Here is a 13,456-nt window from a genome sequence, read left to right as displayed (position 1 = left end):
AATAAATATTAAAATCCTTTAACCATAACACGGAAAAAGTTTAAGATTTTAATAATACAAAATATAGCAAATGGAATTAATATAATTCACGCTTCACCTAAGAAAACCATTATCTCAGGTAAAATATTTGTTATACCTTCTTTAACTTTTCATAATGCACTAGATAAACCAGTTCAAATACCAGTCATACCCTCAGACATAGTTTTAGGTGTAGATGCTGTTAAAAAATTAAACGCTGTTGTTAAATACATACCTAACATTATTTATTACTCTCCTTTCTTTCAATTTCTTTTTTATCTTTTTTCTTTCCTCGAATTTGACGAATTTTTTGGTAAATTAATAAACCAAAATAAAGAAAAATTGCTAATACAATAACAACACTAAATATTGTCGTTAATCAAGTTGGCATAATATATCTCCTTTCAAAATTTTTAAATATCGCGTCACGCTCCGCGTGTTCGCTACGCTCAAAATAAACTATATTGAATAAATTACCGCTAATAAATTACGCGGATAATTTATTCATTTTCTTTTACATTATTAATTACTATCTTATTTACAGTATTAATAACAATATCTTTTCCATACTTAATTACTAAGGACCGCAAAATAAAATAATGTTTCTTTTCAATAAAAAATCAACTCCTTTCAGAATTGATTTGTTGCACTTCGATTACAGGATGCAATTTATAAAGATAATAAAAAAATGGAAATATCAGAAATTAAAACAAATTTAAGTTATAGGTTTAATAAATCAAAGGAATCTTTAGAAACTGATTTAAGTAATTCATTATGAGTTACAGATGTAGTATACACATATAATCAGCTTGATAAAAATAGTCAAATTAATATAAACGAAAATAGTGATAATATTTCAGCTTTAGAATTAGCACGTTCAACAATAAAAGTTGAATATGATGATGAGCTACGTACTTTATCTAAATTATTTGGAATATCTGTTAGTGTTGAAAAATGAATGGTTACAATTCAAAAAATTTCTAAAGAAAAATTATATTTATTTCTTATAACAAATCTTAAAAATGGAAATTATTCAATTCGTGGTTGAAATGAAGAGAAAGCTTTATATATTTTATATGAATTTATTTTAGAAAATTTAGATTCAAGTAATAACAGTACTCATACAATAAGACAAGAAATATAATTAGCAAAACAAACACCAATTGAAAAAAGAACAGATATTCAAAATGAATTTATTAAATACGAGAAAAATATAATAAATTTAAAACAAACGCATAAAAAATTGGTTTCAACAAAACAAAATAAAACAGATGGTATTAAAAATGGATTATTAGAAATGTGAAAAAATAATATAACATCTTTATTTGATATTTTAAAAGTAAAATCTGAAAATTATCCATTTTTAGTTTCTTCTGTTATTATAAGATCATCTTTAGAACTTTTAAGTGTATATTCTATAGTCAAATCTCCTAATTTTAGATTAAAACTAATTAATATTTGGGACAAATTATCAGATACAGAAAAAAATGAAATGTTCCATATCCTTTTCCAGATGATAAATTTAATCTTATTAGAAAAGAAGAAAAAGAAATAATGTTAGAAATTTTTAAGAATTTTAAAACAGATTATATATGAAATTTTTAAAAAAAATGATTTCAAAACATAAAATATCTTCTACAGAGATTTTAGATACATTATATCTTGATTGTAAAATAAATGAATCAGAATTAAAATATAAAAAACTTAAAACTCAAATAGGGTATATAGATAATATGATAAAAGGAAAAAACAATAATATTCCTAATACTATAATCCATGCATATTTTTATTTAAATAATAAAAAAAATTCAGAACTAGCTTGAGAATCTTTAAATACTCAATTTGATTTGTTAATAAAAATTATTAGGATATGACTTTTAGATGAAACATCTATAGAATAAAAAATTTTGTAATATTAAAAATAAAAGCTATAATAAAAAACTCTGGTGATGCAAAATGAAGGAAAAAAATAATTCTGTTAAATTAAAAAATATAAAAAATAATACTATTATTAATTTATTAGATAATGAAACTTGAAAAAAACATAGCCGACTTTGGGGTGACTGAATGCACCGTATTTGTTTTTATGTAGCTATGTTTTTTTCAGCACTAGCTGAATATTTTATTAATGAATATGCTCCTAATGATAATGATATAGTTTTAGATACATTTTCTGGTAGAGGCACTACATTATTACAAGCAAGAATTATGAATAAACAAGCATATTAAGTAGAATTAAATCCTTTTGCATATGTGCTTAGCCGTGCTAAGGCAAAAAAGTTTTAATGAAAATCAAATAATTAAAAGAATTAATGAATGAGAATTAAAATATTTACAAACAAAAGAAAAAGAGATTAATTTAGATAAAATTAATCAGGATTTAAGGATTTACTATAGTGATATAAATTTAAAACAAATGTTATTTATAAAAAAACATATGGTGAAAATTTTGTAAACTTATCAGATGAAGATAATTTTATTTTAGCTATTTCATTAGGAATTATGCATGGTCCAATGAGAAAAACAGGGAAAAGTATTTATCTTTCTTTAAGTATGAGTAATCATACATCAATGTCTGCAAATTATGTAAAAAATTATGCTTTAAAACATAATTTAATAAAACCTGAAGATAATGTTTTTGATAAAATTTGTGATAGACTAAATACATAATGAAAAAATCTAAATTTTATAATAATACTCAAATAAAATTAGTTTTTACATCTCCTCTATATTTAAATATAATTAATTATACTCAGCAAAATTGATTAAAAATGTGAATGCTTGGTTTTAATACTAAATAAGAAAATAAAAATATTAAATTAGATGATCGTCATGGTATTAATGAATATAAGAGTTTTATGTTGCAATATTTAAGTAACATATCAGAAATATGTGATAAAGAATCTACAATTGTATTAGTAATTGGTGATGTTAAAAAAACAGATAAAATTGAATATTCATTTGAAAATATATGAAATGAATTTAGCTATTTAACTGATTTAGAATTAATTAAAATTTATGAAGATAGTATAAAGCAAAAATTAAAAGCTACTAACTCATTAGGTGTTAGATCTGGTAAAGTAACAAGAGTAGACAAAATTTATGTATTTAAAAAAAGTAACGTTATATAACTAATTTATTATTTTGTATTATCTTTATAAATAAATTTTTAGATGAATATCACCCTAAACATGGTCGTGGTCTTTCATTTATTATATTAACTATTTCATCATAGTGTTGTTGTGAATAAATATCTAATTAATCCCCTTAGGAAATCAATGTCTTAAATCACGATTAATTCTTTCAACAATAGGTTTTTTGAGTAGGTTTACCTTTATCACAAAAATAAACTTTAGTACCAATATAAGCTTCAATTTGTTTTCATTTTGAAAACTCTTTACCTTGATCAATTATAATACCTTTAACTATTTTCTTTAAAATACTAGTTTGAAAAATATTCTTAATAACTCTAATTACTTCGTTTGGTGTTTTGTCATTTAATTTTCTTACAATTTCAAATTTAGTTAATTGCTCAGTTAAAACCAAACAAACAGATTTCAAATCTTTGCCTACTATTCTATCCATTTCAAATCAACCAAATCATTTTTATTATGTTTAGATTCTGCAATAGTTCGAAAATTAGTTAATTTACCTCGATTATCAATAGTTTGCTTACTTTTATTTTTTCGACCATGAAAGTATAAATTACGTTTATTTTAACTGTAAATTGTAAATGAATCATTTTTGTGGAATTCCATTTAGTAAATTATCGACTTAAGATTAAAAATTAGGCAAATAATTGGAAAAGATAAGGTGCTGCTTTTTTTATATGATATAATGGTTCTATGAATATGCTAAATTTTAAGAGAAATACAAATCAAAAGTTCTATGTCGACAGTTCTGCATTTATTAATAAAAATAGTAAGGATAAATTTGTTTTTAAAATATTGAAAATTATTGCCTTAACTGTTGTTATAACACTTTTTATCGTAGGAAGTATTTGAGATCAACAAATCGCAAAAGTGATTGCTGATTTAAATGATAATGGCATTGTCAGTTGGTTAAGTTTATTTTGAGATAAACTAGCTTATACGATGACAGTTCCATTTATGTTTGCAGGAGTTGGGATTTTATTAGAAAGTTTAAATATTAAATATAAATCGAAATTTAAATTTTTAAAAATTATCATTATTACCGTTTATGCTTTATTTATAATTTTATTTACCTTAATTATTAGTAGAATGATTTATCAGCAATCAACATTTCCCGCTTTTGGTGGTAAAGGAAGAGATTATTGATTTGGACTTGATGGAACAAGTACAATTGCCGCAATGACAATTCAACTTAGTATTGAAGTTATCTTAATGGGTGTGATTGCTTGGTTTTTAAGAGTTAAATTTTCAAAAAGAGATGATTTATTAACTAATAATTATTGAATTGATGCGTTAAAAATATTTGTAGTATTTGCGTTTTTTGGGATTATTTTTGATCCGCTTTTAAAAACTTTCTTTGGGCGACCATATTGAGTTCATGTTGATTATCAATATGTTATTGACCATTTACCAGATAATTGGTCAAATAAACCAACTAATATTGTTAATGCCGAATATTTAGATTGATGACAAATTCAAGGTTTTAAAGCTGAATATTGAGATTTCTTATTAGGTAAAGCGGGCGAAGGAACGCATCATTGAAGTGATAAGGCTTTTCCATCTGGTCATATGAATTCATCATCAATGCCTGTCTATGGTTTTTTGTTATATTTCATGAATGAAAAACGTAAACAAAAGATTACTTATTGAAAATGATTAATATTTGGATTTTTTATCGCAAATATTGCAATGATGGGATTTATGCAAATTCTTTCAAGAACACATTATTTAACAGATTTAATGTTTACTTTAATAGTTTTATTAACATTCTTTAAAGGAGTCGCTTATGCAACTGATCATGTCATTTATAAAGTTTTATCAATAATTTGAAACAAACAAAACAAAAAATATCATATGTTTGAATTAAATAATGGTAAAAAAACAACTTTGCTTATTAATATTGATGGAGTTTTATGAATTGTAGCGAAAGTTAGAACTGCTAAAATTGATAAATCTAAAAAATATAAATATTGACATCGTGATAATATTATTTACAAAAAATAAGAATGCTATCTATGTTGTTATGATATTGTTTAAAAATTGTAGAATAAAGGATGAAGTAGGAAAAAAAGCAATTCTTGTTAAAGGGTTGCTTTTTTATTTGAAAAACAACTTTACAAGGTGAAAAATTTGAATGAGATAGTTTAAATTCATGTCCTAAAATACATGAAATTAATTTTAATGCAAATACTAGTGATTATAATGAAATTATTGGTGCTTATGCTTTTGCAAAAGATAAAAATGGAAATTATCAAGGTATTTTATTAAGAAAAGCAGATATTGATCGTTTAAGAAATAGTAGTCCTAGTGGTAATAGTGAATATTCACCTTGAAATAAATGACCAAAAGAAATGGTTGAAGCAAAATTATATCGTAAATTAGCATTAGAAATTGGGACTGATATATATGATATTGATTTAGATGAAAAAGAAATTAAAGAAGATGGTAATTTTGAATATATTTCATTTAAAGATATTGATGTCGCCAAAAATAAAGGGCAAATGAGCGATGAACCATTATTAAATAATATAAATACCCCATCTTATCCAGAAATAGCAAACACTAACGATAATGTCGTTAAAGAAGAAGATATCTCAAATGTAGTACCAGCAGTTAATAATGATGAGGAATGAGCAACTTGATAAAAATAGGTATTGACCCATCAGGTACTGGTACTACTGGTATTGTTGTGTATGAAGATAATATTTTAAAAAAACAAATTCTTTATACAGATAAATTTTGATTAAATCACGCAAACTATATACTTGATTTTATAATTGATTTTGATCTTATTGAAGAAGATTGTTTTCTTTATATAGAAAATTGTTTATATACAAATAATAATGGTTCAAAAGATAGAGATGACTTATTAAAGTTATTAGGTGCAATTGACAAAGACCGTTATGAAATTATTAATTGAGTATCACCAAAATATACTAAATCAGTTGTTAAAAATATGGAAAATTTAAGTAAATATAATAATAGTTGTTTATGAAAATATGATAAAGATCCTGATTTAACTTATCAATATGGTAAAGGTTGATTTTATAATAATGAAAAAATAAGTAATCATCTCCGCGATGCCATTATTATTGCTAATTATGAGAGGTAATATTATGAAAACTAATTTAGGTGAATTATATTTAGGTGATAGTTTAGAAATATTAAAAAAAATACCTGATAAAAGTATTGACTTAATATTAACTGATCCACCTTACCTTTACCCTGATATTGTTAAAAAATTAGGTAGTAAGAAAAAAGTTGAGGTTTTATAAAAAATATAAATAAAGTAATTAAATACAAATTAAAGTAATCGCTTATCAGAGCGATTTTTTTAATTGCATTATTCATCAGATAGTACCTTTAAAATTAAAAATTAACCTATTTTCTCCATTAATTAGTTAATTTTTATAATTTCCTTTCTATGATTTATTATATTTTTTCGGTTTAACAGCTAATAATATCATTTTTAAATAAAAGGTACTATCTGATGAATAATGCAATACTAAAACTTAATATTTTGATGCTTAAAGATGGATAACTCATCTATGGCACGAAGCCTTAAAGAAGGTGTGAAAGTGATTGGATTTACTATTCTATTTATTTCTTTAATTCTCGGCAAGATTAATCACTTGCGAAATGTCAGAGCGTGTGTTTTTGCTTGTTTCATAAAAAGAGTGCTGTTAAACCGAAAAAAACAATATCGGACACTAAAAAACAAGAGGGAGGAGCTCCAAAAGGTTATTTTCTTTATATAAAGTTGTGTAGGGATGGATAAAGCGTAATTAATAACTGGGTAAATTGTTTTTTTTGTTTATTTCCGTGGTGGTGGCGGTAAACTCTATCAAAATATCCTATCCGCCCCCGCTCACCCCCGAAGTGAAGCGGGCGGCGAAGTAAGTAAATAATAAAATAAATTATCTACTAAATATCAAAATATTAACCAATAAAGGAATATTATGTTTTTTTACAGAAAGGAAATTATAAAATGAAAACATTACAAGATTTAATTAAAGATTTAACAGGAGTTACTGTTGAACAAGATAAAATAAGTGATTATTTAGAATATGAAGCATTAGATTTAATAGATGCTAATTTACAAGGTGCTAAATTACAAAAGAACAATTAGACCAATTAACTGTTATTGAGGGGGATGAATAATGTTAGAAAAATTAAAAGATTGAATTGAAATATATAGTAATAATTTAAAAATTGAAGTTAAAAAATTATTTTTAAAGGAAAAATAAAAGACTTTAAAATTGAAATTAATAATATTAATACGAAATTAGATGTTATTACAATTATAAATAATAAATTGGCTAATAACAACAAAATAAATATCAGACAAAAAAATAAGGATGGTAATAAAAATGAAAAAGAAAAAGACTAAGTTATTTTTTCTACGATTAGCATATTGAATAGTTCACGGTTTAACATTGGGATTGCCAATTTTATTCACTGAAATTAATAAACTAATGCTAAAATTAAAAGAAAAAATTAATAATGAATGTATTTTGTTAGATGAAAATAAAGAAAATAATATCAACAAAATAATTAAAAAAGATGATGAAAAAGAAAATTAAATAAATTAAAAAAGCAATTTAGTAAAAATTGCTTTTTTATTCACTATTAACTTTTACATTACCATTATCATCGATAATTAAATTAGGGATTGATGAAGGTGGGAAATATAAATTTCAACGATAAACTGATTTAAAGAAAGTTTTATTATTATAATTTCATCAATTTCATCTTACAATTTCTTTATTTTCTTTAAAAATGAATAATACTCGGTTTTCTTCTCTATTGTTAGAAACTCCTATTTCATAATCATTAATTTTATTAATTTTAATATATTCTAATCTATTATTTTTAAATTTATCAATTTTTCAATTAACAGAATTATCTTCTCGCCATATTACATAATATCATTTATTATCAACTTGATTAAATGGTTTTTCTTGAGGGCAAATTCATTCTAAGTTTTCTTTTATTTCTTGGCAATTTGTGTATATTTGGTTTTCTTTTTTTAGTTGTTGTAATTCATCTTCGTTATATTGTGGTATATTATTACAAGCAACTAAACTTGTTGTGCTTGTACCTAGTAATGTAATTGCTCCTAAAAAACTTAATCATTTTTTCATAAAAAACCAGTCCTTTCTTGATATTTTATTTATATAAAAATTATATAATGAATATAAATATATACAAAGAATAATGATAAAAATTTATTTTTTTTGATAATATGTTATTAAAAGAAAAAAAGAACAAGTGGAGGAAAAAGTGGAAAAAGAATCTAAAACTGAATTTGAAACTGAATTTGAAAAAATTGTAGCAGAAATAAAATCTTTTTTTGAATATAAACCAAAAAGTGAAGAACAAATAAAAAAAGAAAATGAATTTTTTAAAGAAATATTTTGAGAAAAATATAATAAACATGTTAACGATGAAAAATGTCAATTTACTGGTGCAAGAGGGTTGTGTTATAGAAAAGCAAAAAAAGGATATGAATGTATTGTATGTAATAGCCCATGTTGCTACATTTGTTATAAAAATTATTATAATTGTAAAGAATGTCTTTTTTATTTTAGTGATGATGATTCTGATTTTAAATATTATTTAAAAATTTATTTTAACGAAAATTATTATAAGCAAGATTAAAAATCTTGTTTTTTTATTTTAAATTAAGATATAATATTTTTGTTATCAAAAAAGTATCAAAATTGTATTAAATAATATTAAAAAAATTAAATATTGGAAAAACAAGTTAAAAATAACTTGCTTTTTTAGGTGTTTATTTTAATGTGTGTGATGATTTATTTTTAAATCAGGAAAGGAAACAACTTTAAAATTATTAATGGTGACAACTTTTTTAATAAAACATATGAAGATTTGAATAGATATGTTGTTGGAGAAATTTCATATAGGTTAGAAAAGTGAGATGATCTTATTTTTCAAAATTTTCAAAAATATGATAAATTTAAACATTATCGAGTAAAAGAAATAAGAACAAAAACATTAATTACTTTAAATGGATATTAATAATAAGGTAAAATAACATTTTGCAGACGACGATATTATAAAATTAATCCAATAACAGGGAAAGAAGAATATATTTTTATTTTAGATGAAGTTTTAGGAATTAAAAAATGACAAAGACTGGTGAATGACGTCAAAAAAAGAATTTTATTGTTTTTAAGTGATGATAAAAAATACCGCGATATTTTAGATGCCTTAGAACAAGCAAAAATTAGTTTAATGACAATTTCAAATACTATAAAAAACGCAACAACAAACGACAAATATTATATTAATAATACCAATATCAAAATAAATGTTCCGCATACTTTATATATTCAAGTGGATGGAACATACTTAAAAATGAAAGTGTGATATGAAGGAAAAAAGATTAAAAAACATACCTTAATTTCTACCGTTCACACTGGATATGATCAAGAAAAATCAACCGAAAAAAGACATGTAATTGCAAATAAGTTAGGTGTTTACGAAATAGATAATATTCCAATTTATATTTTAAAAAAACAAAATTAACCCGTTTTGTTGTTAAATTAATACTTTTGATAATAAGTAATTATAATATTCAAGATGATACCGAAATTATGATTTTAGGTGATGGAGCAAATTGAATTAAAGGGGTTAAAAAAGTTATTGCAAATCGTTTTCCTAATAACAAAGTTCATTATACAATAGATAAATTTCATCTTAAAAGTAGGTTTGAAAATTTATTTCCTTTTCAAAGCAAAACCGCAGAAATTAAAGAAATATTTGATAATGCTATTTATTATTTTTATAACGGAAAATATGAGGAATTATTACAGTGTTTAAAAGAGAGCAAGCCATTTATTTCCGATTCAAAAAAAGAATATTTTATTAAAACAATTAACCTAATTAAAAATAACGAAGAGGGTATTAAAAATCAAACATTATGAAATAATATTGGGTGTCATATGGAGAGTGATATTTCACATTGTGCTAAGGGTATATTTTCTAAAAAAGGAATTTATAGCGAAAAAAATGTTAAAAATAAATTGAATACTAGTATGATAAAATTAAGAAAAAATATTAAGGATTTTAAAAAATCAGAGCAACCACCAGAAAATAATAGTATTTTATATAATAATTTTAATAAAACTGAACAACAAAACTTACATCTTTATTAATTTTATTTTTAAGTTAAATAATTTTAATAAAAATGCAATGCATTTTTTTGTTGTGATTAAATTTAAAAAAATATAAAAATTTGTTGACAATAAAATTAAACATGGTATTTTTAAATTAATTATGTAAATTATTTATTCCATAATTTCTTAAAATATATTAAATACCCTTAAATAATTTATACAGCCATTAACTTATATTTAAAAAAATAATTTTTTTTGAAAAAATATTGTATTTTAAAATAAAAGATATAATATCATATTAACAAGGTTGGTATTACCTACTTGAATCTTTACAATACAAATTAAAAAAAATCTAGATATAATCTAGATTATTAAGGCAACTTTATAGTAAACAATGGATAATTTTTTAAATTATCTATCGTATGATTGTTCTTCAGTTTTTTCTTGTGTTTTTTCATGTAATTCATTCATAACATCCATAAAGTTTCTGAAAACTTCTTGATTAACTTCTGGAGATTGTGCTTTAACTTGGTTATGAATTTGGGCTTGTTTTTTTGTCATTGCTTGGCGTTTTGCTATTTCTTTTCCGCCATCTTTAAGCAATTTATCTGTAAATTCAGCTGCATCTTTTTTATTAAAACCAAGTTTTTTTAAAAATGAATTAATTCCTTTTTTAATTGATTTATAAGTTTTTTTCAAACTTTCTTTCATTTCTAATGTAAAACCCATATCAAAATTTTCTTTCCTATTATTTAATTAGATTAATTAAAGTCATTTATTTTAAAAATAGTATTGATATTTTTAAAATCATTTACAATATTTACTTTATCATAATTATTTTGAATTAGCAATATTTTTAAGTTAATAATAAAAAATATGCTTATTTTTAACAATTTAATGTAAGAAAAGGGAAAATTTAAATTTTCCCTTTTCTTACATACTATTTTTCTTAATTATTTATTATATTGTATATTGTAAAATGAAATTCGCCAAAACAACTTTTATTAAAGGGTTGTTTTTTTATTTGAAAAAACCCAAAATAACTAATTGATTCAAAACAAGGACAGCATCTTTATATATTTATAATTTTTAAAATAATAAAAAGTTGTTTCCTTTCTGAAAAAAACCGTATTAAATTAAGAAATTAGTAAATAACACACATACTAACTTAGTAAAGGTGTTGTCCTTGTTTTGTTTCACTTAGTTATATTAATAAATCAATCGTTAAATATTAGATTGGAGAAACTAAAAATGGAAAAAATCAATATTATGATTAAATGCAGTAAATGCGGAATACCAAAGCGAGTTCATAAAGTTAAACATCGTGGAAAAACAGAATGATTTGAAGATATTTATTATAGTCAATATTAAATTTGATTTATAAAAATGAAAATTATTAAACAACAAAAAATATGTGATGTTATTAATTGTTATAAATTATCATCATTTATCACCGAAGAATTTGAAACAAATAAAATTTTATGAACTTGTCAAAATCACAAAGTTTTATTAAATCAAATTAAGTATATAAACAAAGAAAAAATTTGACTTTATAATAATTTGGAAAATTCAAGGATAGAGTTTGATTGAAAAACTGGGTATTTAAAAATCTTTTTTAGTAAAATTAAATAATTCTAATATAACAAGATGAATAACTCATCTATGGCACACTAGTTATGCTATTAGATTTATTAATTTTAATTTTATATTTCTTTTATTAAACTTGTTAATAGTATTTTTCAGTGTGCCAATTTTTACTATTTTATATTTTTAATAATGTTAATAACAATGTTTATTAAACATTAAATAAACAATAGATAAACATTAAATATAACAATGTTTATTAAACAAATATTTAGTTATGAGATTTTGATAAAATTGAGTAATTTTGTTAAGAAAAATAAGAATATAGATAATTGTTTTATTTAGTAAGGAATTTATACCTTTTGCAACAGAAAAAGCAAGTTTTATTAATTTACCTAATCATAATCGTCATATTGGTTTTTGATTGAGTAATAAGTTTATTTATCCGAGTGAAAAACATTTGGAACAAGTAGCAATCGGTTTGATTTATGATAATTCTTACCCTATTGTAAAATATGATGAAAATTTAAAGCGAAATATTTGAAAATATTTAACTGGAACGGAATTAATTAATTTATATAATCAATATAAACAAAATTACTTTACTAATATGAAAGAAGCATTATTTTCAAGTGAACCTAAAAAAGTAAAAGCAAATAATAACAATAATAATTTAACAAATTGAAGTATTGAAAAAGAAGAACAATTAATTAAAGACTTAAAAAGTTTAAATTAAAATATTCCCAAAAAAGTTTTAAATAATATACAAAGTTTTAAGATTATATATTAAATAGATAAATACTTATTTAGATGAGTTTTATCGAATTTCAAAAACTAAATTTATGTTAATTTGAATGAATAGACAACAAATTATTGATTATTTAGATTGAGTTCGTAAAAAAGATATGCTTTATGATTTTATTCTTTGAAACAAAACAAATCCAATGCCAACTAATAATCATATTTATCAAGATAAAGAATATTGTATGATAATTTATTCTAAAAAACATCGAATTCCGAATTATAAAAATGATTATGAAAGTAAAAAAACAATTTTTAATTATTCAATCGGAAAAAAATTAACGAGACACCCAACAGAAAAACCATTATATATATTTAATCGATTAATTAGTAAATATAGCAAAGAAAATGATTTAATTTTAGATTGTTTTTTAGGAAGTGGTACAACAGCTTATGCTTGTGAACAGTTAAATCGAAAGTGATTGGGTTGTGAAATAAATAATGAATATTACAAAATAATTAAAAAAAGATTAAAAAATATTCAGTTTAAATTTGAATTTTAAGAGAAAGGAAATAAAAAAATGAATATTGCTTCAATTTTGGCTAAGTTAGAAAAAATAGAATTAGAACAAGAAAAACAAAAACTTTATTTAATTGCATTATCTAATTGTGGTTTGTCTGACGTACAAAAAACAGAATTATTAAACAACATTAATTTAATTGATGAAGAATATAAACAAAAACAAAAAGATAAAAGACAAGCTAAAAAATTAGGCCTAAGTTATGCTAAATATAAAAAAATGCAAAAACAATAATTAT

At 22.3% G+C, this 13,456-nt stretch carries 24 protein-coding genes and 2 pseudogenes; 20 read left to right on the top strand and 6 right to left on the bottom strand.

The annotated features are described in order from the left end of the window. Window positions 1-8: 8 nt before the first annotated feature. The 3 genes from SCITRI_RS05320 to SCITRI_RS10115 all read right to left on the bottom strand — a co-directional run bounded on the left by SCITRI_RS05320 (window position 9) and on the right by SCITRI_RS10115 (window position 668). Window positions 9-260, bottom strand: a complete 252-nt coding sequence (locus tag SCITRI_RS05320; protein WP_015979230.1) for a hypothetical protein — start codon at window positions 258-260, stop codon at window positions 9-11. Next, window positions 260-409 carry a hypothetical protein gene (locus SCITRI_RS05315; RefSeq protein ID WP_015979229.1) on the bottom strand — a complete coding sequence of 50 codons (150 nt, stop codon included), beginning with the start codon at window positions 407-409 and terminating at the stop codon, window positions 260-262. The genes SCITRI_RS05320 and SCITRI_RS05315 overlap by 1 nt, the downstream gene beginning before the upstream one ends. 109 nt (window positions 410-518) lie before the next feature. Next, the gene (locus SCITRI_RS10115; protein ID WP_155522075.1) at window positions 519-668 is read right to left on the bottom strand and encodes a hypothetical protein; all 150 of its coding nucleotides are present in this window, start codon (window positions 666-668) and stop codon (window positions 519-521) included. Between the two features lie 38 nt (window positions 669-706). Between SCITRI_RS10115 and SCITRI_RS05310 the strand changes: the two genes are divergently transcribed. The 6 genes from SCITRI_RS05310 (at window position 707) to SCITRI_RS11485 (ending at window position 3,149) form a co-directional block, all read left to right on the top strand. Further along, window positions 707-1,162 carry a hypothetical protein gene (locus tag SCITRI_RS05310; protein ID WP_071937526.1) on the top strand — a complete coding sequence of 152 codons (456 nt, stop codon included), beginning with the start codon at window positions 707-709 and terminating at the stop codon, window positions 1,160-1,162. 99 nt (window positions 1,163-1,261) lie between these two features. Beyond that, on the top strand, window positions 1,262-1,573 hold the full coding sequence (locus SCITRI_RS05305) for a hypothetical protein (RefSeq protein ID WP_071937525.1): 312 nt from the start codon (window positions 1,262-1,264) through the stop codon (window positions 1,571-1,573). A 37-nt stretch (window positions 1,574-1,610) separates the two neighbouring features. Continuing rightward, window positions 1,611-1,919, top strand: a complete 309-nt coding sequence (locus SCITRI_RS05300) for a hypothetical protein (protein WP_071937524.1) — start codon at window positions 1,611-1,613, stop codon at window positions 1,917-1,919. A 55-nt stretch (window positions 1,920-1,974) separates the two neighbouring features. After that, complete coding sequence (locus SCITRI_RS11495; RefSeq protein ID WP_071937523.1) at window positions 1,975-2,247, top strand: DNA methyltransferase; 273 nt, start codon at window positions 1,975-1,977, stop codon at window positions 2,245-2,247. 273 nt (window positions 2,248-2,520) lie between these two features. Continuing rightward, window positions 2,521-2,688: a hypothetical protein gene (locus tag SCITRI_RS11490; protein ID WP_202819416.1), complete on the top strand. Its 168-nt coding sequence runs from the start codon at window positions 2,521-2,523 to the stop codon at window positions 2,686-2,688. A 188-nt stretch (window positions 2,689-2,876) separates the two neighbouring features. Then, window positions 2,877-3,149, top strand: coding sequence for a hypothetical protein (locus tag SCITRI_RS11485; protein ID WP_071937521.1), 273 nt, complete (start codon window positions 2,877-2,879; stop codon window positions 3,147-3,149). On the opposite strand, the pseudogene SCITRI_RS12595 reads toward SCITRI_RS11485, so the two are convergent. Next, window positions 3,142-3,734: pseudogene (locus tag SCITRI_RS12595) on the bottom strand (IS30 family transposase); the annotation flags it as partial. The gene SCITRI_RS11485 and the pseudogene SCITRI_RS12595 sit on opposite strands and share 8 nt — an antisense overlap. Before the next feature lie 135 nt (window positions 3,735-3,869). On the opposite strand from SCITRI_RS12595, the gene SCITRI_RS05275 reads away from it, so the two are divergent. The 6 genes from SCITRI_RS05275 to SCITRI_RS05260 all read left to right on the top strand — a co-directional run bounded on the left by SCITRI_RS05275 (window position 3,870) and on the right by SCITRI_RS05260 (window position 7,753). After that, window positions 3,870-5,174 (top strand): phosphatase PAP2 family protein, encoded by a 1,305-nt coding sequence (locus tag SCITRI_RS05275; RefSeq protein WP_164024000.1) that lies wholly within the window; start codon window positions 3,870-3,872, stop codon window positions 5,172-5,174. Between the two features lie 74 nt (window positions 5,175-5,248). Beyond that, window positions 5,249-5,815 (top strand): recombinase RecT, encoded by a 567-nt coding sequence (locus SCITRI_RS05270; RefSeq protein WP_071937518.1) that lies wholly within the window; start codon window positions 5,249-5,251, stop codon window positions 5,813-5,815. Next, window positions 5,809-6,282: a hypothetical protein gene (locus SCITRI_RS05265; protein ID WP_071937517.1), complete on the top strand. Its 474-nt coding sequence runs from the start codon at window positions 5,809-5,811 to the stop codon at window positions 6,280-6,282. Before SCITRI_RS05270 ends, SCITRI_RS05265 begins: the two co-directional genes overlap by 7 nt. Window positions 6,283-6,286: 4 nt before the next feature. Continuing rightward, complete coding sequence (locus tag SCITRI_RS10765) at window positions 6,287-6,445, top strand: hypothetical protein (RefSeq protein WP_204305178.1); 159 nt, start codon at window positions 6,287-6,289, stop codon at window positions 6,443-6,445. A 713-nt stretch (window positions 6,446-7,158) separates the two neighbouring features. Continuing rightward, window positions 7,159-7,299, top strand: a complete 141-nt coding sequence (locus tag SCITRI_RS10105; RefSeq protein ID WP_155522128.1) for a hypothetical protein — start codon at window positions 7,159-7,161, stop codon at window positions 7,297-7,299. A gap of 241 nt (window positions 7,300-7,540) precedes the next feature. Then, window positions 7,541-7,753, top strand: a complete 213-nt coding sequence (locus tag SCITRI_RS05260; protein ID WP_071937516.1) for a hypothetical protein — start codon at window positions 7,541-7,543, stop codon at window positions 7,751-7,753. A 36-nt stretch (window positions 7,754-7,789) separates the two neighbouring features. On the opposite strand, the gene SCITRI_RS05255 is transcribed toward SCITRI_RS05260, so the two are convergent. Further along, window positions 7,790-8,314: a lipoprotein gene (locus SCITRI_RS05255; RefSeq protein ID WP_071937515.1), complete on the bottom strand. Its 525-nt coding sequence runs from the start codon at window positions 8,312-8,314 to the stop codon at window positions 7,790-7,792. Between the two features lie 127 nt (window positions 8,315-8,441). Between SCITRI_RS05255 and SCITRI_RS10100 the strand changes: the two genes are divergently transcribed. The 4 genes from SCITRI_RS10100 to SCITRI_RS05240 all read left to right on the top strand — a co-directional run bounded on the left by SCITRI_RS10100 (window position 8,442) and on the right by SCITRI_RS05240 (window position 10,351). Further along, window positions 8,442-8,831: a hypothetical protein gene (locus tag SCITRI_RS10100; protein ID WP_164028303.1), complete on the top strand. Its 390-nt coding sequence runs from the start codon at window positions 8,442-8,444 to the stop codon at window positions 8,829-8,831. 231 nt (window positions 8,832-9,062) lie between these two features. Further along, window positions 9,063-9,212, top strand: coding sequence for a hypothetical protein (locus SCITRI_RS10095; protein WP_157092866.1), 150 nt, complete (start codon window positions 9,063-9,065; stop codon window positions 9,210-9,212). Window positions 9,213-9,332: 120 nt separating this feature from the next. Further along, window positions 9,333-9,722, top strand: coding sequence for a hypothetical protein (locus tag SCITRI_RS05245; RefSeq protein WP_071937513.1), 390 nt, complete (start codon window positions 9,333-9,335; stop codon window positions 9,720-9,722). A gap of 68 nt (window positions 9,723-9,790) precedes the next feature. After that, a complete protein-coding gene (locus tag SCITRI_RS05240; protein WP_071937512.1) occupies window positions 9,791-10,351 on the top strand; it encodes a UPF0236 family transposase-like protein in 561 nt (186 codons plus the stop codon). Between the two features lie 372 nt (window positions 10,352-10,723). Here the strand turns inward: SCITRI_RS05240 and SCITRI_RS05235 are convergent, their stop codons facing one another. Beyond that, on the bottom strand, window positions 10,724-11,041 hold the full coding sequence (locus SCITRI_RS05235; protein WP_071937511.1) for a hypothetical protein: 318 nt from the start codon (window positions 11,039-11,041) through the stop codon (window positions 10,724-10,726). A gap of 657 nt (window positions 11,042-11,698) precedes the next feature. Here SCITRI_RS05235 and SCITRI_RS05230 point away from each other — a divergent pair. The 4 genes and pseudogenes from SCITRI_RS05230 to SCITRI_RS05215 all read left to right on the top strand — a co-directional run bounded on the left by SCITRI_RS05230 (window position 11,699) and on the right by SCITRI_RS05215 (window position 13,452). Then, window positions 11,699-11,944, top strand: a complete 246-nt coding sequence (locus SCITRI_RS05230) for a hypothetical protein (RefSeq protein WP_071937510.1) — start codon at window positions 11,699-11,701, stop codon at window positions 11,942-11,944. A 246-nt stretch (window positions 11,945-12,190) separates the two neighbouring features. Further along, window positions 12,191-12,632: pseudogene (locus tag SCITRI_RS05225) on the top strand (DUF3627 domain-containing protein). Window positions 12,633-12,738: 106 nt separating this feature from the next. Next, window positions 12,739-13,200 (top strand): DNA-methyltransferase, encoded by a 462-nt coding sequence (locus SCITRI_RS05220; protein ID WP_071937509.1) that lies wholly within the window; start codon window positions 12,739-12,741, stop codon window positions 13,198-13,200. 18 nt (window positions 13,201-13,218) lie between these two features. Then, on the top strand, window positions 13,219-13,452 hold the full coding sequence (locus SCITRI_RS05215; protein WP_071937508.1) for a hypothetical protein: 234 nt from the start codon (window positions 13,219-13,221) through the stop codon (window positions 13,450-13,452). Window positions 13,453-13,456: the final 4 nt, after the last annotated feature.

Origin of the sequence: Spiroplasma citri (genome assembly GCF_001886855.1) — a bacterium.
Taxonomy (GTDB): domain Bacteria; phylum Bacillota_I; class Bacilli_A; order Mycoplasmatales; family Mycoplasmataceae; genus Spiroplasma; species Spiroplasma citri.
This window is presented reverse-complemented; position numbering and strand designations above follow the sequence as displayed.